The sequence below is a fragment of the Streptomyces phaeolivaceus genome, assembly GCF_009184865.1.
Lineage (GTDB): Bacteria > Actinomycetota > Actinomycetes > Streptomycetales > Streptomycetaceae > Streptomyces > Streptomyces phaeolivaceus.
The window spans coordinates 9,329,207-9,350,291 of sequence record NZ_CP045096.1; the positions used below are offsets into that span (position 1 = coordinate 9,329,207).

Here is a 21,085-nt window from a genome sequence, read left to right on the forward strand (position 1 = left end):
GGATGGCCGCCACCTGAACACGGGATGTCAGGGCTCTAGAACAGATGGATCGCCAGGTGGCCGAGCGGCAGACCCAGCCGCCAGGCCGGGGTCCAGACCTTCGGGCCGTCGTCCTCTCCCAGTACCGCCCCGCCGCCCGGCACCGCGTCCAGATCGGGGGCGAGCAGTTCCGTCTCCTCCAGCCAGCGCCATGCCGCAGCGGCCAGATCCAGGTCCGGCGACGGGCCGCCCGACTCCAGTGCCTCGGCGGCGAAGTGCGCCATGCGCTCGCACACCCAGTCCTGCCACGGCTGGTCGTACGCCGTCAGCGACAGCCAGGTCTCCAGCTGGGTCACGACCCGGATGCCGGACAGCTCACCGCCCGCGTCCGACAGGAAGATGGTCAGCGCCAGGGCGTCCCGCCCCGCACGGAACTCGAAGGACGTCGGCGGCATCAGGTCGCCCGTCCGCAGCAGCTCCTCCGCGATGTACTCGGCGTAGAACCACGCCATCGGGACGGCCAGTTCGCCGCCGCCGGCGCCGTCCGTGCTCTCTTGACCTCTGTGCAGCATCCCTTCCTGCCTTCCTCCGGTGCGTGCGCGTCGCCCGACCCCGGGCCTGGAGACCAGGCCCCGGCCCCCCATCCGGAACACGGATAGAAGACAGCTGATTGCTCAACCGGGGTCCTCAGCAAGGCGCTTTACGGAGGTTTGACTCGGCCATGGGTTTCACCGCAGGTCGGCCGCGTATCCGGGAAGCACCCGGCGCAGGGCGCGCAGCGCGTAGTACGCGCGGGACTTCACCGTACCGGGCGGGATTCCGAGGGCTTCGGCTGCTTCCGCCACACTCGCCCCCTGGAAGTACACCTGCACCAGTACTTCCCGGTGTTCGGGAGTGAGTGTCTTCACAGCTTCCCGTACATCGAGGGTCGCCACCGACCGTTCGGCGTGATCGGCCATCACCCGCGCGTTCTCCAGCACCGCGTCCCCCACCTCGGCGGGACGCGCCTGCCGGGCCCGCCGCGCGTCGATGGCGAGCCGCCGCCCGACGGTGAGCAGCCAGGGGCGTACGGAGTCGAAGTCGTCGGCGCGCAGCGCCTCGGGGTGTTGCCAGGCGCGCACGAAGGTCTCCTGCACGAGGTCCTCGGCGCGATGGCGGTCTCCGTCGGAGAGCCGCAGCAGCAGGGCGAAGAGGGGGCGGCCGTGTTCGCGCTGGAGCTCGGCCAGCTCGTGTTCGGCGGTCGTCCCGTAGGTGATCGTGGTTCCGGCCGTCATGGCCGTATGGGAACGCGGGCCGTCCCACGGGGACAGAGGCCGGCCACGGGTGTGCGGCGGGCGGTCGAACCTGTCGACGAACGGTGCGACGAACGGTCTGCCGGTGCCCCGGAGCCTCCGCCTCCGGCCCCGCACCGCCCTTCGGCCCCGACCGGGGAGCGGCCCGGGTCAGGGCACCACCGTCACCGGCCAGCGGCCCGCCCTCACCAGACGGAGGGCGACCGAGCCGACGATGCGGTGGCCGGCCTGTTGGGAGGCGCCCACCACGACCGCGTCCGCCTTGAGTTGATCGGCGGCCGTCACCAGGCCGTTGAACGGGTCGCCGCGGAAGGTGTGGAACTCCCAGCGCACCTCGAAGATGTCCTTCACCTGCTCGGCGGCCTCCCGGATGTCCGCCACGAGATGCTCGGCGATCTCGTCGGTCGTCCCCGCCACCGGCACCCCGAGCGCCGCGCCGGCCGCCAGCAGGGGCTGCACATACACGATGGCGAGCAGCGCGTGCTGGCGACGGGCCAGGCCGGCGGCGTACGACACGGCCCGCAGCGAGGTCTCGGAGCCGTCCAGTCCGACGAGGACGACCTTCGGTCCGTCGGTACCCCGTTCGAACCGGTGTGCTTGCTGATCGGTCACGGTCGCGAGGCTGTCCGAGCACCCGGACCCCGGCGTGCGCCGGGCGTTCGACTGGATGTGACGGGGGCGCGACCGGGGCACGACGGCGGCGCGACGGGCGCGACGGGCGCGCGGAAAACTACTCCCATCGGGTGTTTCCATGCCGCCGCACCGGTGTCGTGGTGGTGCGCCGTCCCCGCCTTGGTCGACTGATGAGTCATGACGAAGGATCAGATGTTCACGCGCCGCCATGTGGTGACGGGCGCCGCCGCCCTACTGGGCGCGGCCGGTACGACGGGCGCCGCCGCTCTGCTCATCGGCGACGGGGGCTCCGCCCCGGCACCGGCCGGCGCCCCCGCCCCGGCGGCCGGCCCCGGCGCCCGCCCGGCGCTCCGGCCCTCCTCCTACCGTCTCCAGCCCCTCACCGGCCACGGCCGGCCCGTCCGGCGCCGCGCCCTGGTCCCGGCCGGGGTCCGGAGCGAGCCGTTCCTGCGGATGGAGGGGCGCGGCCGGAGCATGGTGCTGACCTTCGACGACGGCCCCGACCCCCGCTACACCCCGGACATCCTGCGCATCCTCCGCGACCACGACGTCCGGGCGATGTTCTTCGTCTGCGGCGAGATGGCGGTCCAGCACAAGGACCTGCTGCGGGAGATGGCCGACGACGGCCATGTGGTCGGCAACCACACCTGGTCCCATCCGCTGCTCACCACCCTCTCCCGGTCCCGGGTCCACGAGGAGATGGAGCGCACCAGCGAGATCATCGACAAGGCGTACGGCGAACCGCCGCTGTGGTTCCGCGCCCCGTACGGCGCCTGGAACCGGGCCGCGTTCCGGTTCGGCGCCGAACTCGGCATGGAACCGCTGGGCTGGACCGTGGACACCCTCGACTGGCGGACCCCCGGTACGCACACCATCGCCGAGCGCGTCACGGACGGCGCGGGCCCCGGTGTCGTCGTGCTCTCCCACGACGCGGGCGGCGACCGCTCCCAGAGCGTCGCGGCCCTGCGCGACTATCTCCCCGAACTGCTGGACTCCGGATACCGCGTCACCGTGCCCCGGCGGAAATACGCCTGAGAACACGCCTGAGAACACGCCCGAGAACACGCCCGAGAACACGCCTGAAGATACGCCTGACGCGAATTTCGCGGACCCCGCCCGCCCGCCCGGCCGGGAGCGCTCAGCGCACCTCGACCAGGCGGGCGAACACCACGACATTGCCGTCGTAGCCGTTCTGCTTGGAGAAACCGCCCCCGCAGGTGATGACCCGCAATTCGGGAATTCCGCTGTTCCCGTAGACGCGGTCGCCCGGGAAGTTGTTCTTCTCGAAGACCTCGATGCCGTAGATCTCGAAGACGGCGGTCTTTCTGTCCGCGCGCCGGATCTCGACCTTGCCGCCCTTCTTCAGCGCCCCGAGTCCGTAGAACACGGCGGGACCCTGATCGTTGTCGACATGACCGACCACGACGGCCGTGCCCTGCTCGCCGGGGGAGACCGCGCCGGTGAACCAGCCCGCGAGGTTCGGGTCCCGGGCCGGCGGCGCGTCCACCCAGCCCTGCGCGTCCAGCCCGACGGGCATCGCCGGCGCGTCCACCCGGATCGAGGGGATCCGCACCCGGTCGACCATGGCGTACGGCAACGGGCCGGGGACATCGGTGAAGGTGCCGTGCGGTGTGCTGCGGCTGTCGGCCGCCGCCGCAGACGCCGGCTGCGGCGGGCCCACGTCGAACTCCCCCGAGCCGTTCCGGATCAGCGCGAGACCGGTCAGCAGAACAAGCGCTATCACGCCCCATGGAGCGCGCTTCTTCCGCCGCTCCTCCCATTCGGCCTCGGCCGGTCCGGACGAATGCATTCGCCATCCCCTCTCGACCCGGCCGTCGCCGTGTCCGTCGCGCATACGACAAAAGCTAAGCGTCCCGCACGTCGACGGCGACGGGGCAGGTGCGAACGGGTGGCGGTGAAGACGGCTTCTGCGCCATCCGAGTTCGCCGTCCGAGGAAATTTCTGACGGTCCGTGACCTGCGGTGATATCCGATCGTGCGGAGATATCACGGCGTGTCCCCCGACCGGCACTCACCAGGACGGACCAGCGCCGAAATGCGGCCCCGCGCACGGCATCTGAGGGTCGTCCCGGGAGGCGTTTTCTCGCCGATAGACCGGGGACGGGACCCGGGGCGTCTTCCGCGGAGGATCACATGCGTACTACTAGTGTCCTGGCTGCCTCGGCCGCCGCGGTCGCCCTGGTCGGTGTCGCCGCGCCGACGGCCGCCGCCTGGGACCAGCCGAGCAAGGTCACGGCCGCCCCCAATGTCATCGCCCGCGGCGGGCAGCTCGTCCTCACCGTCGGCGGCGGTGACGCGTGCGCGATCGCCGGCAGCACCATCGGTTCGAACGCCTTCCCCACCACCAACCTCACCTCCATGGGCGGCACCACCGCCTCGGCCACGGTGCGGGTCAACTCCGACGCCGCCCCGGGGTCGTACAGCGTCACCACCAACTGCGAGGGCAAGCGCAAGACGTTCACCGGTGTCTTCACCGTCATCGGCGGGGTGCGCGGCGGTCTCGGCGGCAGCACGTCCACCGGGGCCACCTCGACCGACATCGCGATCGGCGGCGGACTGGTGACGGCCGCGGTGGTCGGCGGCGGTGTGTTCTGGATGCGCCGCCGCTCCGAGAACAGGATCTGACGAGAACAGGATCTGACCGACCCGACCCGACCCGACCCGACCCGACCGGTCCGGTCCGGTCCGGTCCGGTCCGGTCCGTACAGCCCTTCGCCCCGGAGCCCGTAACCGTCCGGGGTGAAGGGCTGTCGCGGTGCGGCGGGAACGGTGGTCAGCGGTGGCCGCCGTCCTCGGGGCGCCGCCGCGACCGGTTCCAGGCCACACCCAGCGTGCCCGCGACGAGCGCGGCGCCGAGGCCGATCTCCGAGAGGTCGAAGCCCGCGACGGTGCCGCCGGCCCCGGCGTGGGAGCCCCGGGTGGGATGGTGGGTGGGGTGGTGCGTGGGATGGTGCGTCGGGCGGCCGGAGGCGATGGTGAGATCCGTCAGGCCGGTCTCGTCGCCGCACTGGAACGTCACGTCGTACACCGTGCCGGGCCTCGCGTCCCGGTCCACGGTCGCCGTGGCCGAGGACTGGCCGCGGGGGATGACGACGGCGTCGAAGACGCCCGAGGAGACCGTCGTGCGGTGCCGGCAGCCGTCGACGCGCAGGGTCACCTGTCCGCCGGGGGCGACCGTCGAGGGCACGACCTCGAATCCGAACGACGTGATGTCGCCGACCGGTGCCGCGTGGGCGGCGGGAGCGATGAGGGAAAGGGCGGTCACGCCCAGCAGAGCGGCCGAAGCGACGCGTATCGCGCGCATGATGAGCCTCCGGGTCCCCGAGGAGCCTGCCGCGGACCGATTCCGCCTGCGCCGGAAATGCACCTCGATGACCGAAACGCTAGGAAGGCGCGCCGGGTGGCGCGATCTCAGTCGCGCGAATGGGGCAAGCGTGTGCTCCGCACAGGGGACCGGAGTACGTACGGCCGGGGGACGGGCGCCCTGCGGCACCCGTCCCCCGGCCGCGGCGCCGGGCTTGAGGGACCGTCACCCGCCCGCGTTCGGGAACAGGGCCAGGAACGGATCCGCCGAGGCCGACAGCCCCCGGCTGTAGGGCGCGTCGAAGTCCCAGACGAGGAACAGCAGGAACGCGATGAGGGCCGAGAACAGGCCCGCGAGGATCAGCTCGCGCGGCGTACGCCGGATCTGCAGGGCGAACACCATGCCGACCGTCACGACGGCGCCGATGATCAGGCCGAACCACACCACGCCCGGCATCGTCTCGCCGGTGGAGTCCGCGCGGCTGCCGCGCGCGGCGTCGGCCGCGGCGACCTGGTCGAGCAGCGGCTGGTAGGTCTGCGCCTCGAAGTCGCTGCGCGGCTCGTAGTCGGTGACGCCGTGGCGGACGGTCTCGAACAGTTCGGTGCCGCGCTCGGTCACCTCACCCTTCTCGGCCATCACCTTCCACTCGGTGGTCACGACGTGGCCGACATAGGCGTCGATGTCGCCGCGGATGCGGTCGCGCACGTCCTCGGGGTACACCCGCACCCGCTCGCTGATCTCGTGCAGGGCCTGTGCCTCCGCCTGGACCTGGTCCTGGGCGGCGCTGCGGGCCTCCCAGACACCGGCGATCGCCAGACCCAGCACGATGGCGTACACCACGCCGATCATCATGGTGATGTACTCGATGACGTCCGGGGTCTCGGACGGGTCCTCGTCCGCGGGTGCGGCGTGATGCCGTACTACGGCCACGATGAGGACGACCAGACAGGCCGCCCCCATCGCGAGGGTGAGAACAAGCCATTCCGACAAGAGGTTCCTCCAGGGGTCAGCGCGGACGCAGGGCCGCGGCGGCGAACACCGCGGGCACGGTCACGAGCAGGGCGAGCGAGACGAGGGACGGACCGGAACGCTTGGCGGCCGAGTGGGCCGGGGCCCGGTACGGCGGATAGCTCACCGGGGTCGGTGACGCCTCGGGACGCGGACTGGGCGTGGGCTTCGGCTTCGGCGGGGGAGTCGGGGCGGGGGCCGGCCGGGGCGCCTCGGTGGCGGGCGGCTGGGGCGGTACCGGCGGCGGTGGAGGCGGCGGTGGAGCCGGCCTCGGGGGCGGGGTGGGCGTGGGCTTCGGGGTGGGCGGCGGCTCCGGTGGGGGATCGGGGGTGGGGGTCGGAGTGGGCGGGGGATCGGGGGTCGGGTCCGGGCTGGGCGCCGGCTCCGGTGGGCACGACGGTGTCGGGGACGGCGGCGGGGGAGGTGGCGGAGTGGGTGGCGGCGGTGGCGGGGTGGTCGGGGGCGCCGGTTCGCAGGATTCGGTGCCCCCGATCGCCACGGCGACCGTGCCGCCGCTGTCCGGGCCCACCTCGGCGTACGCGCAGGCGTCGGCGACCGCCGGGCCGCTCGGTGCTCCGGTGAGGAGCCAGGTCAGTGCGAGCAGGGCCGACAGTCGCAGGGCGAGAGCGGATCGGGTCCGCTGGGGTCCTTGCACGTCGGAGATCATCCGTGCTCGCGCGCCCGCGTACGCGGGAGCACGGATGGATTGCTCCAAACGAGGGAAAAACGGGCCCCGAATGTTTGACTGCGGGGCCCGACGCTGACCCTTTCCCGTCACCTCGGCGGGCCGTGCCGCGCGCTCCTCCACAGACTTCCGAAAGAAAATCGTGCAGCGTTGAACACATCAGCCACTCCCACGCGTACCTAGGGCCAGCAAGCGGCGCAGTAGGGCGCTGCAACACCCACCGGATACACGGGGAGTTGGAATGAAGACCTCCTGGCGGAGCGCCTCACTCGTAGCGACAGCTGCGGCTGTGCTGGTGCTGACGACGGCGTGCGGTCAGGAACAGGGGTCGACGTCCTCGCAGAACGTGGGCGCCGCTTCCACGCCGACGCTCGGTGCCGGAACCATCGCGGGAACCGGGACCGCCGGCGCCGGCGCCGGCACCGCGGGCTCCGGTACCTCGGCCCAGTCCACCACGGCCGCCTCGGCGGGGCAGCTGACCGTGTGGAACAGCGACGAGTACGGCAAGGTCCTCACGGACAGCGCCGGTCGCACCCTGTACCGCTTCGACAAGGACTCGTTCGAGCCGCCGAAGACGACCTGTGAGGGCGAGTGCGCCACCACCTGGCCGCCGGTGCCCGCCTCGGGCGCCACCGCCGCCGAGGGTGTCGACAAGGCGCTGCTCGGCGAGGTCAGCCGTCCCGACGGCACCAAGCAGCTGACGGTCGGCGGCTGGCCGATGTACTACTTCGCGAAGGACACCAAGGCCGGCGACATCAAGGGCCAGGGCCTCAAGGGCACCTGGTTCGCGTCGGACCCCAACGGCAAGAAGGCCTCCACCAAGGGCGGCGGCGGAGCCGACGCGGGCGACACCGGTGGCGAGGCGGTCGAGCAGGCCGGTCTCACCACCCGCAAGGACGCCAAGCTCGGCGAGATCGTCGTCGACAAGAACGGCATGACGGTCTACCGGTTCCTCAAGGACACCCAGTGGCCGATGTCGACCAAGTGCACCGGCGCCTGCCTCGACAAGTGGCCCGTCGTCGCCCCGGTCGACAAGAACGACACCAAGGGCATCCTGCTCAAGGGCTACACGGTCTTCGACCGCCCCGACGGAATCAAGCAGCAGACGATCAACTGCATCCCGCTCTACACCTTCGCCAACGACAAGTCCCCGGGCGACACCAACGGCCAGGGTGTCGGCGGCACCTGGTTCGCCATCAACGGCGACGGAGAGCCGATCGGAGCCGACAAGTAGGTCGCGCCTTCCCCACGCACCGCATCAGCGTGGCCGGTCCCGGTCCGCCCCCTCCCGCACCGCGCGGAGGGGGCGGACCGCTTGGCGTGCCCGGACCGGTCGAACAGGTGTGTCCGGGCACGGTGTTGGATCCCCTCGACAATGTTCGGGCCCGAACAGGCATGGCCGGGGCGGCGGTTGGGCATGTGCCATCGGCAGCGACGTTGAACGGACGGTCAATTTCCGTTTTTACTCGCTCCTTCGGCGGACGATCAGTAGCCTCAGCTCGAACACCGGATCGCCTTCGCCACCCCCGACGCGTTGGAGAGCACAGATGGAGCGTCCCGCCTGGGCGCCGTGGAGCATCGACATCTCGATGCCGTCCGTGGCACGCATGTACGACTACTACCTGGGCGGTTCGCACAACTTCGAGGTCGACCGGGAAGCGGCGCGCAGGGCCATGGAGTTCCTGCCGGGCCTGCCCAAGATCATGCAGGCGAACCGGGCGTTCATGCGGCGCGCCGTGCGGTACGCGGCGGATCGGGGCGTCACCCAGTTCCTGGACATCGGATCCGGGATCCCCACCTTCGGAAACGTGCACGAGGTCGCCCGGGAGACCGGCACCGGCGCCCGGGTCGTCTACGTCGACCACGATCCGGTCGCCGTAGCACACAGCCAGGCCGTTCTGGAGGGGAACGACGACGCGGACGTGGTCGCGGCCGACCTCCGCAAGCCCCATGACATCCTCACGAGCCCCCGTGTCGGGCGACTGATCGACCTGAACCGGCCGGTGGCCCTGCTCCTGGTTGCCATACTGCACTTCGTGGAGGACACGGACGACCCGTACGGAGCGGTGGCCGAGCTGCGCGACGCGCTCGCGCCCGGCAGCTTACTCGTCGTCTCGCACGCCTCCTTCGAGGGAATCCCGCTTCCCCAGGAGCGGGCCGAGGGCGCGGTGGACGTGTACAAGGACATTCACAATCCGCTGATCATGCGCTCTCGGAGTGAGATCGCGCGGTTCTTCGAGGGGTACGACATGGTGGAACCCGGACTGGTGCCGATGGCGAAGTGGCGGCCCGACACGGCTCCCGAGGACGAGGATCCGTACGCCTTCTCGGGGTTCGCCGGCGTGGGGACCAAGGCGTGAGGGCGGAGCCGGACGGGCCGGAGGACAGACTCCGCCGGTTCGCGACGATCTGGAGCCGCGCGGTCTTCCCGGCCACCTCCACGTCGCTGACCCGGCCCGAGTTCGAGGAACGACTGCTGCCGCTGGCCCGCAGGCTCAGCGAGGCGCTGCGGGCGAGGACGTACGACGCCGAGGCGGGCCGGGCCGTCGGCGCCGCCCTCGTCGAGGCGCACTGCACCGAACCCGAGGCGCTCAGCCGGACCCTGGACTGCGTCGACGCCTATCTGGTGCTCTACTGCGGCGGCGACGGAGCCCAGGAGGATCTGCGGGCCCGCGCCGCGCGGCTGCAGTCCGCGATGGCCGCCGGTTACGCCGAGGCGCTGCGGCAGCGGACCCTCGCCGAGCAGGAGGCGATCGCCCGCGCGGCGCTGGAGGCCCAGGGCGCGGTCGCCCGCGCGCTGCACGCGACCGAGGCCCGCTTCCGCGCGGTGTTCGAGGGGGCCGCCATAGGCATCGGCATCGCCGACCTCGAAGGCAACATCCTCCAGGTCAACGGCGCGCTGCTGCGGATGTTCGGGGTCACCGAGCAGGCCATGCGCGGGCGCCGCGTCCCCGAGTGGAAGCACCCCGAGGACGCGCCCCAGGTGTGGCGCCTCTACGACGAACTGGTCGGCGGCGAACGCGAGCACTACCACACCGAGAAGGCGTTCCACCGCCCCGACGGCACGGTCCTGTGGACCAATCTGACGGTGTCGCTGCTCCGGGACGCGGACGGCCGGCCCCAGTACCAGCTGGCCCTGATGGAGGACACCACCGAGCGTCGGCTGCTCAACCTCCGCCTCCGCTACGAGGCCACGCACGACGCGCTCACCGGACTGCCCAACCGCACCCTGTTCTTCGAGCGTCTGGAGAAGGCCCTCGCGGCGGGCGACGGCCAGCGCTTCGGCCTCTGCTATCTCGACCTCGACGGCTTCAAGACCATCAACGACAGCCTCGGGCACGCGGCCGGTGACCGGCTGCTCGTCGAGGTCGCAGACCGGCTCCAGTCCTGCGCGACCGCGCCCGGCGAGATGGTCGCCCGGCTCGGCGGCGACGAGTTCGTGGCACTGACCACCGGCACCGAGACCGAGCGCGAGGTCGACGACCTCGCCGACCGCATCATGAACGCGCTGGTCACCCCCGTCCGCATCGAGGGCCGGGAGCTGCTCGTGCGCGGCAGCATCGGCATCGTCGAGGGACCGGCGGGGGAGCGCGGTCCCGCGGAGGTGCTGCGCAGCGCCGACATCACGATGTACCGGGCCAAGTCGGCGGGCGGCAACCGCTACGAGGTCGCCGACGCGGAGGCCGACGCCCGCGCCATCACCCGGCACGGACTCACCACCGCGCTGCCCGCCGCCCTGGACCGGGGCGAGTTCTTCATCGAGTACCAGCCGCTGGTCCACCTCGGCGACGGCACCGTGCGGGGCGCCGAGGCCCTGGTCCGCTGGCTGCATCCGCAGCACGGGGTCATCGGCCCCGACCGTTTCATCCCGCTCGCCGAACGCACCGGGCTGATCGTGCCGCTGGGCCGCTGGGTCCTGGAGCAGTCGGTGCGTCAGGCCCGGGACTGGCAGGAACGACACGGCGGTACGGGCGCCGCCGGCCCGCTGCGGGTCAACGTCAACCTCTCCCCGTGCCAGCTGACCCACCCCGGACTGGTGCAGGACACCGTCGACATCCTGGAGCGTGCCGGGCTGGAACCGGACGCGCTCTGCCTGGAGGTCACCGAGTCCGCGCTGATCGGCGCCGACGACGACCTGCTCAAGCCGCTGCGCAGGCTCTCCGAGATGGGCGTCGACATCGCCCTGGACGACTTCGGCACCGGCTACTCCAACCTCGCCAATCTGCGCCGACTGCCGGTCCGTGTCCTGAAGTTGGACCGGTCCTTCACCCAGAGCATGCAGCAGTTCCCGGCCGACCCCGTCGATCTGAAGATCGTCGAGGGCATCGTCTCCCTCGCCCACAGCCTCGACCTCGCGGTCACCGTCGAGGGCGTGGAGACCGGCGCCCAGGCCGAACAACTGCGCATACTCGGCTGCGACACGGCCCAGGGCTGGTACTACGCCCGCCCCGGCCCACCGGACCGCCTGCACGAACTGGCGTTGGTGGACGCGACGGGATAGAGGGGGCGCGCAGCGCGCCCTCAGGGGCCCGGCACCTGACGCCTACCGCTCGACCAGCATCCGCTGCAACTCCCGCGCGGCCCGAGGCGGAGCCACGTCACTGCGGTGGGCCAGCGCGATCGTACGGTGCAGTCCGGGCCGGGCCAGCGGGGTGACCCGCAGACCCCGGCCGGAGCGGGTGGCGACCATCCGCGGGACGACGGCCACACCGAGCCCCGCCCGGACGAAGCCGAGGACCGCGTCCATCTCACCGCCCTCCACCGCGAAGTCCGGCTCGAACCCCGCGGAGCGACACGCGGCGACGGTGAGTTCCCGCAGGTCGTAGCCGTGGCGGAACATCACAAGACGCTCGCCCTCCAGATCCGGGACACGGACCTGGCGGCGGCCGTCGCCCGGCCTGGGCGCGTCCGGCGAGGAGACCACCACCAGGTCCTCGCGCAGCAGCTCCACCGTGGTCAGGGCCGGGGAGGGCGTGGGGAGCGGCAGGACGACCAGCGCCAGATCGAGGGCGCCGCGCGCGAGCTGCCGTACGAGGTCGTGCGAGCCGCCCTCCTCGATCAGCAGTCGGATGCCGGGATAGCGGTCGTGGAAGGCGCGCAGCACGTCGGGGAGCAGACCGGTGCACAGGCTCGGGGTGGCGCCCAGCCGGACCCGGCCCCGCCGCAGCTGCACCAGCTCCTGCACCTCGTGCCGGGCGGTGTCCGTGTCGGCCAGGATGCGGCGGGCCAGCGGCAGCAGCGCCTCACCGGCGTCGGTCAGCGTGATGTTGCCCCGGGCCCGTTGGAAGAGGTCCGCTCCCAACTCCCGCTCCAGAGCCTTGATCTGCTGCGACAGCGACGGCTGCGCCACATGGACCAGCTCGGCGGCCCGGGTGAAATGCCTGGTCTCGGCCACTGCCACGAAGTACTGGAGCTGCTGGAACTGCATCCCTCCACCCTAGGCGACGATAGCCTCCAGCTATCGAAACAAGCTGTTTCATGTCTTGGACCGATGGGGTGATGCGGTTCTAGCGTTGTGGGCATGGCTCTGGCAACGCGGACGGAACGAAAACCGTCCATGGCACGCTCGGTGTGGGACAGCTCCCTCGGGAAGAAGACGGTGATGGCCGTCAGCGGACTGATCATGCTGGCGTACCTGGTCGTCCATATGCTCGGCAACCTCAAGATCTTCTTCGGCTCGGACGAGTTCAACGGCTACGCCCACTGGCTGCGCACCCTCGGCGAGCCCTTCCTGCACTACGAGTGGGCCCTGTGGATCGTCCGCGTGGTGCTCGTCGCCGCGGTCGTCGCCCACGCGACCGCCGCCTACCAGCTCAGCCGCCGCGACCTCAGGGCCCGGCCGAGCAAATACGTCCACAGGAAGCGCCGGGCGAGCTACGCGACCCGCACCATGCGCTGGGGCGGTGTCATCCTCGCCCTGTTCGTCGTCTGGCACATCCTCGACCTGACCACCGGCACCGTCCACCCCGGCGGCTTCGAGGCCGGACACCCGTACCAGAACGTGATCGACACCTTCTCCACCTGGTACGGCAACGTCGTCTACATCGTCGCGGTGCTCGCGCTCGGTCTGCACATCCGGCACGGCTTCTGGAGCGCCGCCCAGACCCTCGGCGCCGGCAGCCGCACCCGCGACCGCGCCCTGAAGACCACGGCGAACGTCCTCGCGCTGGTGCTGACCGCGGGCTTCGTCTCCGTACCCGTCGCCGTCATGACCGGAGTGGTGAGCTGACCATGAGTACCTCCTCCGAGTACGCGGACTATGTCACCGGGGTGCCCGTCGTCGACGGCAAGGCCCCCGAGGGCCCGGTCGCCGAGCGCTGGGACCGGCGCCGGTTCGAGGCCAAACTCGTCAACCCCGCCAACCGGCGCAAGCACACGGTGATCGTCGTCGGCACGGGGCTGGCCGGCGGCTCGGCCGGTGCCACACTCGCCGAACAGGGCTACCACGTCGTCCAGTTCTGCTACCAGGACTCCCCGCGCCGCGCCCACTCGATCGCTGCGCAGGGCGGTATCAACGCCGCGAAGAACTACCGCAACGACGGCGACTCGGTCCACCGGCTGTTCTACGACACCGTCAAGGGCGGAGACTTCCGCGCCCGGGAGTCGAACGTCCACCGGCTCGCACAGATCTCCGTCGAGATCATCGACCAGTGCGTGGCGCAGGGCGTGCCGTTCGCCCGGGAGTACGGCGGTCTGCTCGACACCCGTTCGTTCGGTGGCGTGCAGGTGTCACGGACGTTCTACGCGCGCGGGCAGACGGGTCAGCAACTGCTGCTGGGCGCCTATCAGGCGCTGAGCAGGCAGATCGCGGCCGGGAACGTGGAGACGCACCCCCGCACCGAGATGCTCGACCTCGTCGTGATCGACGGGCGGGCACGAGGGATCGTGGCCCGGGACCTGATCACCGGGAAGATCGACACGTACTTCGCGGACGCCGTGGTGCTGGCGAGCGGCGGATACGGCAACGTCTTCTACCTCTCGACCAACGCCATGAACTCGAACGCCACCGCCGTGTGGCGGGCGCACCGGCGGGGCGCGCTGTTCGCCAACCCGTGCTTCACGCAGATCCATCCGACGTGCGTTCCGCGCACCGGCGAGCACCAGTCCAAACTGACGCTGATGAGCGAGTCGTTGCGCAACGACGGACGCATCTGGGTGCCGAAGGCGCGCGGCGACCAGCGGCCGGCGCACCGGATCCCCGAGGACGAGCGCGACTACTACCTGGAGCGGATCTACCCCTCCTTCGGCAACCTGGTGCCGCGTGACATCGCCTCCCGCGCCGCGAAGAACGTCTGCGACGAGGGCCGCGGCGTCGGGCCCGGTGGGCAGGGCGTCTATCTGGACTTCGCCGACGCCATCGCGCGGATGGGCCGCAAAGCCGTCGAGGCCAAGTACGGCAACCTCTTCGACATGTACCAGCGGATCACCGACGAGGATCCGTACGAGGTGCCGATGCGGATCTACCCGGCCGTGCACTACACGATGGGCGGACTCTGGGTCGACTACGACCTCCAGACCACCGTGCCCGGCCTGTTCGCGATCGGTGAGGCCAACTTCTCCGACCACGGGGCCAACCGGCTCGGCGCGTCCGCGCTGATGCAGGGCCTCGCCGACGGGTACTTCGTCCTGCCGGCCACCATCAACGACTATCTCGCCCGGCATCCGAAGCAGGACGGGATCGGGCCCGAACACCCCGCCGTCCAGGAGGTGCTGGCCGAGACCGAGGACCGGCTGAACCTGCTGCTGGCCGTCGACGGCGACCGTACCCCCGACTCCTTCCACCGCGAACTCGGCGAACTGATGTGGGAGTTCTGCGGTATGGCCCGCACCGACAGCGGGCTGCGGAAGGCGCTGGAGCGGATTCCGCAGATCCGGGACGAGTTCTGGCGGCGGATCAAGGTCCCGGGCACGGGCGAGGAGTTCAACCAGTCCCTGGAGAAGGCCAACCGGATCGTCGACTACCTCGAACTCGCCGAGCTGATGTGCCTCGACGCGCTGCACCGCGCCGAGTCCTGCGGCGGTCACTTCCGTGCGGAGTCCCAGACGGCCGACGGCGAGGCCGAGCGCCGCGACGAGGAGTTCTCGTACGCCGCCGCCTGGGAGTTCACGGGCACCGGCACGGCCCCCGTCCTGCACAAGGAAGACCTGGTCTTCGAGTATGTCCACCCCACCCAGCGGAGCTACGCATGAGGCTCACCCTGCGCGTCTGGCGGCAGCGGGCCGCCGACGCCGACGGCGCCATGTCCACGTACGAGGTGGACGACATCTCTCCCGACATGTCCTTCCTGGAGATGCTCGACACGCTCAACGAGGAACTCATCCTGCGCGGTGACGACCCGGTGGCCTTCGACCACGACTGCCGCGAGGGGATCTGCGGCGCCTGCTCGCTGGTCATCAACGGGGACGCGCACGGGCCGGAGCGGACGACGACCTGTCAGCTGCACATGCGGTCCTTCTCGGACGGCGACACGATCGACGTGGAGCCGTGGCGGGCCTCGGCGTTCCCGGTGGTCAAGGACCTGGTGGTGGACCGGTCGGCGTTCGACCGGATCATCCAGGCCGGGGGCTACATCACCGCGCCGACCGGGGCCGCGCCGGAGGCGCACGCCACGGCCGTGCCGAAGCCGGACGCGGACTTCGCGTTCGAGCACGCGGAGTGCATCGGGTGCGGGGCGTGTGTGGCCGCGTGTCCCAACGGGGCGGCGATGCTGTTCACCTCGGCCAAGATCAACCATCTGAACGTGCTGCCACAGGGGGCGCCCGAGCGGGAGACACGGGTGCTGGACATGGTGGAACAGATGGACGAGGAAGGGTTCGGGGGGTGCACCTTGGCGGGGGAGTGCGCCACGGCTTGCCCCAAGGGGATTCCGCTGGTTTCGATCACGAGCATGAACAAGGAGTGGCTGAGGGCGACCCGGCGGGGTGGGAAGCGGTAGCGCCGCAGGCGCGGGGCAGGGCCAGGACCTCGTCGATCAGTGCGCGGAGTTCCTCGTCCTGGAGGATCGCCCGGTAGTCGGTGTGCGGCGAGAGGCGGTGGTCCTGGGCCCGGAGGAGGCGCAGGGCCGCCGTGACGGCGGGGGTGGGGGTGCGGCAGCGGACGAGCGTGCGCAGGGTGCGCGCGAACGAGCCGTACCACTCGCCACCGGCCGTGAATTCCAGGATCTCCTCCTCCAGCCGCGGCAGGGCGAGCCCGGGGTCCCCCGTGATCGACCACAGGGTGATCGCCGCGTCCGTCCTGGTCCAGCCATGGCGGCTGGTCAGGGCGTGGCGCACCCGGTCCGTGTACGGCGCGGCCTCGGCACCGAAGTCGGCGAGAGGGCCGACCATGCCGCTGCCACCCTCCTCCCCCTCGACGGACAGGGTTTCGCCGACGGCCCGCAGCGCCTCGGCCGGGTCGGCGTCGCCGATGCGCCAGAGGACCCAGTGCAGCCACGGGCTGATGCCCGGAGGGTCGAGGGCCATGTGCTCGCGCACGGCGGGCGCGGCGGAGGCGGCGGCCGGGCCCATGGCCGCCAGGACATCGGCGGCGTCGGACCGACGGAAGCGGTCGTGCACATAGGCGGTGACCTCCGGCAGGGCGGGCAGCGCGTCCGTCTCCCAGGCCTTGAGGGTCACCAGGAGGTCGGCCGTCAGGACGTGGGGTGCGTCGGGGTCGTTCAGATCGCGGTGGAGTTCCTCACGTATCGACGGCAGCAGGGTGTCCGCGTGGGCGCGGAGCGGGGTCAGCACGTCCGCGATCTCGGGGCGCCTGGGGTCGCCGCTGCCGTAGCTGCCGCCGTCGGGCCCGCGGAACGGGGCGCAGAGCCGGTCGACCAGGCCGGGCAGCGCCCGAGGGTCGTCCATGCGGGTCAGCGCCCAGCCGGCATGGTCGCCGACGGTGCCCTCGTTGTACTCCTCCACGCCCGAGTCGTCGAGCAGACCGGCCAGTCGATCGGCGTACGCCGTGGCCCGGGGGCCCAGCATGCCGAGCAGGTGGGCCGCCCTGAGGCGTACCGAAGGGTCCGGGTGGGACAGTGCGGCGCCCGCCGACGGCAGCACCGCGGGTTCCACCGATCGGCGGGAGACCAGCAGCAGGAGGCAGCGGTCCAGCACGCTCCGCAGCAGATCGCCGTCCTCGGGACGGTCCGCCGCCGCGAACAGCCGGGTGAGGAACCCCAACTCCTGGGCGGCCGTGTCGTCGAACAGGCCGGCCGTCCGGAACGCGACCGCCTCGCGGTAGCAGGCGTAGTCGTTGTCGCCCTGGTACCAGACGGTTTCCCATCGGGAGCGTGCGGTCGGGTCGGTCAGCGCCTCCACCAACGCGTCCAGCGCGCGGACCGGTAGGTCGCTGTCCAGGCCCGCGTAGGCGTGCACGGCCGCGACCCGCAGGACGGGGTCGGGGTCGTGCAGTGACGCGTCCAGGACGGCACGGATCTCGGCGACCGTCGTGGCGTCGGCGCCGGGGGCCGCCGCGAGCCGGCCCAGCGCGAACAGCACCGGCAGCCGGACCGAGAGGTCCCGTTCGGTCCGCCACCGCTCCAGGAGCCGGGCGGGGCCGTCCGCCAGCGGGACGGCCGCCCGGCGTACCGCCGGATCGGGGTCGGCGAGCAGGGGCCGCACCGCCCGCTGGGCGTGGCGCCAGGCCTCGGGCCGGCCCGCGTCGACCGACTCGGGCGAAGTCCCTTCCGGTACCTCGAACAGCGACGCGAGCAGTTCCACGAGGGTCGCGCGGGCGCCCGTCCGGGGATCGGTGGCCAGCGCGACGACGAACGGCAGAGCGGCGGTGGCGGCCGGGGAGACGCCGGGTCCCCATATCGCCAGGTTGTCGAACAGCGCCCAGCAGTCGTCCTCCGTCGCCTCCGGGCCCTTGCGGAACAGCTGGCGCAGCGCCCGGCGGACCTCCTTGGGCGGGACAGCCGGATCGAGCGACTCCAGCCGGTCCCACGGCATCGCGTCCAGTGCCTCCACCGCTCGCTCGGCCGACAGCTCCGCCACTCCCACGCCCCCGCTCGTCGCTCACTTCGCCCGGCACTTCGTCCGGTGCTTCGCCGGGCACTTCACACGGCACGTCGCCCCGTACTTCGCCCGGCTCGTCCATGAGACGGTTCGCGGGGGTGGAGGGTTGCCCCCGGTCACGGGCCGGTCACCGCCGTTCGCCGGTCACCGTCGCGACACCCGCCCGTCGACCGAGTCGGACGCCCCGGACACCTGGTCCGAGCCGTTCAACCTCCGCACATCCGGGCTCTCGCAACCGGTCACGCGCGTGTCAGCCGGCGTCGGAAGAACTAGGTCGGCGGACCGCACGTCCCCAGGTTCGCCCCTGACGCCGCCGAGTCGGCCCGTGACCAGGAGATGCCATGACCGCCTCCACCCTCGACAGCCCGCCCCAGTCCGCGGCCCCCACCCGCTACATCGTCACCCTGGCCCGCGGCGAGGAGGACGTCCGCGCCGCGCAGCGGCTGCGGCACGAGGTGTTCGCCGGGGAGATGGGCGCCCTGCTGGCGTCACCGCGGCCGGGGCTGGACGTCGACCCCTTCGACGCCTACTGCGACCACCTGCTCGTCCGGGACACCCTCACCGGACAGGTCGTCGGCACCTACCGGCTGCTGCCGCCCGAGCGGGCCGCCGTCGCCGGACGGCTGTACTCGGAGGGCGAGTTCGACCTCGGCCCCCTCGACGCGATCCGCCCCTCCCTGGTGGAGGTCGGCCGCTCCTGCGTCCACCCCGACCACCGCGACGGCGCCGTGATCAGCCTGGTCTGGGCCGGGATCGCCCGCTACATGGTCCAGGGCGGCCACGAGTGGCTGGCCGGCTGCTGCTCCATCCCGCTCGCCGACGGCGGCGCGCTCGCCGCGGGCACCTGGGACCGGGTACGGACCAGGAACCTGGCACCGCAGGAGTACCGGGTACGGCCGCTGCTGCCCTGGATCCCGAAGGGCGAGGCCCCGCAGGGCCACACCGAGCTTCCGCCGCTGCTGCGCGGCTATCTGCGGCTCGGCGCCTGGGTCTGCGGCGAGCCCGCGCACGACCCGGACTTCGGGGTCGCCGACATGTACGTGCTGCTGTCGATGCGCCGGGTCAACGCCCGCTACCTGCGGCACTTCCTCTCCCTCGCCCCGGCGGCGTGACCCGATGAGTGTGTGGCTGCCCAGCGCGCCCTGCAGCCCGCAGGCGTGCGTCCAGGCGAGCGGATCGGTGGCCGCCCTGCCCCGGGCCGCCGCGCGGTTCGCGGCCGTCGTGACCCTGGTCCTCGTAGGGGTGCTGGTGAGTCTCGTCGGTCTGCGGCTGCCGGCCCGGGTGGTGCGGTCGTGGAGCCGGTGGGTCGTACGGGCCTCCGGGGTCCGGGTACGGATCTCCGGCGCCGCCCCGCCCACCGGCGGACTGCTCCTCGTCGCCAACCATGTCTCCTGGCTCGACATACCGCTGCTCGGCGCGGTCCGACCCGCGCGAATGCTCGCCAAGTCCGACATCCGCGCGTGGCCGGTGGTCGGCGCCCTCGTCGCCCGCAGCGGGGTGCTGTTCATCGAGCGGGACCGGATCCGCGCGCTGCCGCGGACGGTCGCCACCATCGGCGACGCCCTGCGCGGCGGCGCGGCGGTCGTCGCCTTCCCCGAGGGGAGCACCTGGTGCGGCCGTGCGCAGGGCCGCTTCCGGCGGGCCGTGTTCCAGGCCGCGATCGACGCCGAGGCCGCCGTGCAACCGGTGCGCGTCCGCTACCGGTTCACCGAGGGCGGCGCGAGCACCGCGCCCGCCTACGTCGGGGACGACTCGCTGCTCGCCTCGGTGTGGCGGGTGGTGTCGGCGCGCGGCGTCGTCGCCGAGGTGGACGTACGGCCCGTCATCGCCCCGGCCGACCACCTCGACCGGCGGGCCCTCGCGGGGGCCGCGCAGACGGCGGTGATCGACGTGGCGGCCATGGTCGAGCACGTGCCGGACGCGGGCGGCGGCTGCCGGGGCGGACGACCGGGCCCCGCGCGGGGCTTCCGGCGCGGGCGCGCGACCGGGGCGGAACTCGGCTCCGGCCCCCGGCTGGGGATCAGCTGAGGCCCGCGATCCGGGCGAGCCTCCGATAGGAGTCCAGCAGCGCTTCACGGTCGTACGTGCTCGTCGTGACCAGGATCTCCTGGGCGCCCGTCTCCTTGATCACCGACTCCAGTTCGTGCGCGACCTGCTCCTCGGTGCCGTACACCTGGCCGGTCAACCCGGCCTCGTACAAGCCGCGCTCCCCGGCCGTCATCGTGCGCCGCTCGACCTCGTCCGCCGGGGCGAGCGGCGGGAACGTGCCATGGGTGCGGGAGTGGGCCATCGCCCACGCCTCGGGGAGGAGGATGCGGTGTGCCTCCTCCGGGGTGGCGGCGACGGCGATCGTGCCCGAGACGACGACGTACGGCTCCTCCGCCCAGGCGGACGGGCGGAACCCGGCGCGGTAGCGGTCGATGCCGCGCCGCATCCTGTCGCGATCACGGAGGTCGCCGATCACCATCGGCAGGCCCGCCCGCGCGGCGATGTCGGCGCCCTCGCCCATGGCGAGCACGAACGGGGGGACGGACAGGCCCTCCGGCGGGCGGGCGTGCACCCCCGTCGGGGAGGTGCCGCGGAACCAGCCGAGCAGTTCGTCGAGCCGGCCCGCGAAGTCCTCGGCGTCGGCCTTGTCCCGGCCCAGCGCCCTGCGTACGCCGTCCGTGAAGCCGACGGAACGGCCGAGGCCCATGTCGATCCGGCCCGGGAACAGGGACTCCAGGACACCGAACTGCTCCGCGACGATCAGCGGGCGGTGGTTGGGGAGCATGACGCCACCGGTGCCCACGCGGATCGTGCGGGTGGCCGCGGCGATGGCTGCCGCCAGCACGGTGGGGGCGGAGCCGGCGACTCCCGGTACGCCGTGGTGTTCCGCGACCCAGAAGCGGTGGTAGCCGAGCCGTTCCGTCTCCCGCGCCAGGTGCACGGTGTTCTGGAGGGCCTCGGCGGTGGGCTGGTTCTCGCGGGTGCGGGAGCGGTCGAGGACGGAGAAGCGGGTTCGGGAGAGGGCCGGGGTCATATGGGGTTCAACGTTCTGGGGGTGGGGGGATTCCCTGAGTCGCGGGCTGCGGGTGGGTGGGAACTGCGCGACCAGCCCCCACCGGGCCCGCGGATGACCACCTCCCCAAACGAACCGAGCCGCGCCCGGAGGAATCCGGGCGCGGCT

At 72.0% G+C, this 21,085-nt stretch carries 20 protein-coding genes; 10 read left to right on the forward strand and 10 right to left on the reverse strand.

The genetic code is table 11. The features are described 5' to 3' along the window. Positions 1 to 35: 35 nt before the first annotated feature. The 3 genes from F9278_RS42465 to F9278_RS42475 form a co-directional block, all read right to left on the reverse strand. Positions 36 to 551 (reverse strand): hypothetical protein, encoded by a 516-nt coding sequence (locus tag F9278_RS42465; protein ID WP_152173083.1) that lies wholly within the window; start codon positions 549 to 551, stop codon positions 36 to 38. A 156-nt stretch (positions 552 to 707) separates the two neighbouring features. Then, positions 708 to 1,253: a sigma-70 family RNA polymerase sigma factor gene (locus F9278_RS42470; protein WP_020115161.1), complete on the reverse strand. Its 546-nt coding sequence runs from the start codon at positions 1,251 to 1,253 to the stop codon at positions 708 to 710. Between the two features lie 168 nt (positions 1,254 to 1,421). Beyond that, positions 1,422 to 1,883: a universal stress protein gene (locus F9278_RS42475; RefSeq protein WP_152173084.1), complete on the reverse strand. Its 462-nt coding sequence runs from the start codon at positions 1,881 to 1,883 to the stop codon at positions 1,422 to 1,424. A 198-nt stretch (positions 1,884 to 2,081) separates the two neighbouring features. Between F9278_RS42475 and F9278_RS42480 the strand changes: the two genes are divergently transcribed. After that, positions 2,082 to 2,939, forward strand: a complete 858-nt coding sequence (locus tag F9278_RS42480) for a polysaccharide deacetylase family protein (protein WP_152173085.1) — start codon at positions 2,082 to 2,084, stop codon at positions 2,937 to 2,939. 103 nt (positions 2,940 to 3,042) lie between these two features. Here F9278_RS42480 and F9278_RS42485 read toward each other — a convergent pair whose 3' ends face one another. Further along, on the reverse strand, positions 3,043 to 3,714 hold the full coding sequence (locus F9278_RS42485) for a class F sortase (protein ID WP_152173086.1): 672 nt from the start codon (positions 3,712 to 3,714) through the stop codon (positions 3,043 to 3,045). Between the two features lie 343 nt (positions 3,715 to 4,057). Between F9278_RS42485 and F9278_RS42490 the strand changes: the two genes are divergently transcribed. Beyond that, entirely contained in the window at positions 4,058 to 4,549 is a 492-nt protein-coding gene (locus F9278_RS42490) for a hypothetical protein (protein ID WP_152173087.1), read from the forward strand. 148 nt (positions 4,550 to 4,697) lie between these two features. Here the strand turns inward: F9278_RS42490 and F9278_RS42495 are convergent, their stop codons facing one another. The 3 genes from F9278_RS42495 to F9278_RS42505 all read right to left on the reverse strand — a co-directional run bounded on the left by F9278_RS42495 (position 4,698) and on the right by F9278_RS42505 (position 6,891). Next, the gene (locus F9278_RS42495; protein WP_152173088.1) at positions 4,698 to 5,228 is read right to left on the reverse strand and encodes a hypothetical protein; all 531 of its coding nucleotides are present in this window, start codon (positions 5,226 to 5,228) and stop codon (positions 4,698 to 4,700) included. Between the two features lie 225 nt (positions 5,229 to 5,453). Further along, entirely contained in the window at positions 5,454 to 6,218 is a 765-nt protein-coding gene (locus tag F9278_RS42500) for a bestrophin-like domain (RefSeq protein WP_152173089.1), read from the reverse strand. A 16-nt stretch (positions 6,219 to 6,234) separates the two neighbouring features. Further along, complete coding sequence (locus tag F9278_RS42505) at positions 6,235 to 6,891, reverse strand: hypothetical protein (protein WP_226967176.1); 657 nt, start codon at positions 6,889 to 6,891, stop codon at positions 6,235 to 6,237. A 271-nt stretch (positions 6,892 to 7,162) separates the two neighbouring features. On the opposite strand from F9278_RS42505, the gene F9278_RS42510 reads away from it, so the two are divergent. The 3 genes from F9278_RS42510 to F9278_RS42520 all read left to right on the forward strand — a co-directional run bounded on the left by F9278_RS42510 (position 7,163) and on the right by F9278_RS42520 (position 11,422). Further along, positions 7,163 to 8,155, forward strand: a complete 993-nt coding sequence (locus F9278_RS42510; protein ID WP_152173091.1) for an SCO0930 family lipoprotein — start codon at positions 7,163 to 7,165, stop codon at positions 8,153 to 8,155. 313 nt (positions 8,156 to 8,468) lie between these two features. Next, entirely contained in the window at positions 8,469 to 9,281 is an 813-nt protein-coding gene (locus F9278_RS42515; protein WP_152173092.1) for an SAM-dependent methyltransferase, read from the forward strand. After that, positions 9,278 to 11,422 carry a putative bifunctional diguanylate cyclase/phosphodiesterase gene (locus F9278_RS42520; protein WP_152173093.1) on the forward strand — a complete coding sequence of 715 codons (2,145 nt, stop codon included), beginning with the start codon at positions 9,278 to 9,280 and terminating at the stop codon, positions 11,420 to 11,422. The genes F9278_RS42515 and F9278_RS42520 overlap by 4 nt, the downstream gene beginning before the upstream one ends. A gap of 42 nt (positions 11,423 to 11,464) precedes the next feature. Here the strand turns inward: F9278_RS42520 and F9278_RS42525 are convergent, their stop codons facing one another. Further along, positions 11,465 to 12,349 (reverse strand): LysR family transcriptional regulator, encoded by an 885-nt coding sequence (locus F9278_RS42525; RefSeq protein WP_152173094.1) that lies wholly within the window; start codon positions 12,347 to 12,349, stop codon positions 11,465 to 11,467. Positions 12,350 to 12,442: 93 nt separating this feature from the next. Between F9278_RS42525 and F9278_RS42530 the strand changes: the two genes are divergently transcribed. The 3 genes from F9278_RS42530 to F9278_RS42540 are packed head-to-tail and all read left to right on the forward strand — an operon-like array spanning position 12,443 to position 15,857. Further along, complete coding sequence (locus F9278_RS42530) at positions 12,443 to 13,150, forward strand: succinate dehydrogenase (RefSeq protein ID WP_152173095.1); 708 nt, start codon at positions 12,443 to 12,445, stop codon at positions 13,148 to 13,150. Positions 13,151 to 13,152: 2 nt separating this feature from the next. Further along, on the forward strand, positions 13,153 to 15,111 hold the full coding sequence (locus tag F9278_RS42535) for a fumarate reductase/succinate dehydrogenase flavoprotein subunit (protein ID WP_152173096.1): 1,959 nt from the start codon (positions 13,153 to 13,155) through the stop codon (positions 15,109 to 15,111). Continuing rightward, the gene (locus tag F9278_RS42540) at positions 15,108 to 15,857 is read left to right on the forward strand and encodes a succinate dehydrogenase/fumarate reductase iron-sulfur subunit (RefSeq protein ID WP_152173097.1); all 750 of its coding nucleotides are present in this window, start codon (positions 15,108 to 15,110) and stop codon (positions 15,855 to 15,857) included. Before F9278_RS42535 ends, F9278_RS42540 begins: the two co-directional genes overlap by 4 nt. Here the strand turns inward: F9278_RS42540 and F9278_RS42545 are convergent. After that, positions 15,802 to 17,895, reverse strand: a complete 2,094-nt coding sequence (locus F9278_RS42545) for a hypothetical protein (RefSeq protein ID WP_226967177.1) — start codon at positions 17,893 to 17,895, stop codon at positions 15,802 to 15,804. The two genes, F9278_RS42540 and F9278_RS42545, sit on opposite strands and share 56 nt — an antisense overlap. Positions 17,896 to 18,257: 362 nt before the next feature. Between F9278_RS42545 and F9278_RS42550 the strand changes: the two genes are divergently transcribed. Together F9278_RS42550 and F9278_RS42555 are read left to right on the forward strand one after the other, a co-directional pair. Next, positions 18,258 to 19,028 (forward strand): GNAT family N-acetyltransferase, encoded by a 771-nt coding sequence (locus F9278_RS42550; RefSeq protein WP_152173099.1) that lies wholly within the window; start codon positions 18,258 to 18,260, stop codon positions 19,026 to 19,028. Between the two features lie 4 nt (positions 19,029 to 19,032). Next, the gene (locus F9278_RS42555; RefSeq protein WP_152173100.1) at positions 19,033 to 19,944 is read left to right on the forward strand and encodes a lysophospholipid acyltransferase family protein; all 912 of its coding nucleotides are present in this window, start codon (positions 19,033 to 19,035) and stop codon (positions 19,942 to 19,944) included. On the opposite strand, the gene F9278_RS42560 is transcribed toward F9278_RS42555, so the two are convergent. Next, positions 19,937 to 20,938: an LLM class flavin-dependent oxidoreductase gene (locus F9278_RS42560; protein ID WP_152173101.1), complete on the reverse strand. Its 1,002-nt coding sequence runs from the start codon at positions 20,936 to 20,938 to the stop codon at positions 19,937 to 19,939. The genes F9278_RS42555 and F9278_RS42560 overlap by 8 nt on opposite strands. Positions 20,939 to 21,085: the final 147 nt, after the last annotated feature.

What these genes read in the sequence shown, in the direction of transcription:
- F9278_RS42515 (WP_152173092.1), top strand. Translation starts at nt 8,469, where the DNA reads ATGGAGCGTCCCGCCTGGGCGCCGTGGAGCATCGACATCTCGATGCCG.
- F9278_RS42485 (WP_152173086.1), bottom strand. Translation starts at nt 3,714, where the DNA reads ATGCATTCGTCCGGACCGGCCGAGGCCGAATGGGAGGAGCGGCGGAAG.
- F9278_RS42525 (WP_152173094.1), bottom strand. Translation starts at nt 12,349, where the DNA reads ATGCAGTTCCAGCAGCTCCAGTACTTCGTGGCAGTGGCCGAGACCAGG.
- F9278_RS42470 (WP_020115161.1), bottom strand. Translation starts at nt 1,253, where the DNA reads ATGACGGCCGGAACCACGATCACCTACGGGACGACCGCCGAACACGAG.
- F9278_RS42510 (WP_152173091.1), top strand. Translation starts at nt 7,163, where the DNA reads ATGAAGACCTCCTGGCGGAGCGCCTCACTCGTAGCGACAGCTGCGGCT.
- F9278_RS42465 (WP_152173083.1), bottom strand. Translation starts at nt 551, where the DNA reads ATGCTGCACAGAGGTCAAGAGAGCACGGACGGCGCCGGCGGCGGCGAA.
- F9278_RS42540 (WP_152173097.1), top strand. Translation starts at nt 15,108, where the DNA reads ATGAGGCTCACCCTGCGCGTCTGGCGGCAGCGGGCCGCCGACGCCGAC.
- F9278_RS42535 (WP_152173096.1), top strand. Translation starts at nt 13,153, where the DNA reads ATGAGTACCTCCTCCGAGTACGCGGACTATGTCACCGGGGTGCCCGTC.
- F9278_RS42555 (WP_152173100.1), top strand. Translation starts at nt 19,033, where the DNA reads ATGAGTGTGTGGCTGCCCAGCGCGCCCTGCAGCCCGCAGGCGTGCGTC.
- F9278_RS42530 (WP_152173095.1), top strand. Translation starts at nt 12,443, where the DNA reads ATGGCTCTGGCAACGCGGACGGAACGAAAACCGTCCATGGCACGCTCG.
- F9278_RS42560 (WP_152173101.1), bottom strand. Translation starts at nt 20,938, where the DNA reads ATGACCCCGGCCCTCTCCCGAACCCGCTTCTCCGTCCTCGACCGCTCC.
- F9278_RS42495 (WP_152173088.1), bottom strand. Translation starts at nt 5,228, where the DNA reads ATGCGCGCGATACGCGTCGCTTCGGCCGCTCTGCTGGGCGTGACCGCC.
- F9278_RS42490 (WP_152173087.1), top strand. Translation starts at nt 4,058, where the DNA reads ATGCGTACTACTAGTGTCCTGGCTGCCTCGGCCGCCGCGGTCGCCCTG.
- F9278_RS42550 (WP_152173099.1), top strand. Translation starts at nt 18,258, where the DNA reads ATGACCGCCTCCACCCTCGACAGCCCGCCCCAGTCCGCGGCCCCCACC.
- F9278_RS42480 (WP_152173085.1), top strand. Translation starts at nt 2,082, where the DNA reads ATGACGAAGGATCAGATGTTCACGCGCCGCCATGTGGTGACGGGCGCC.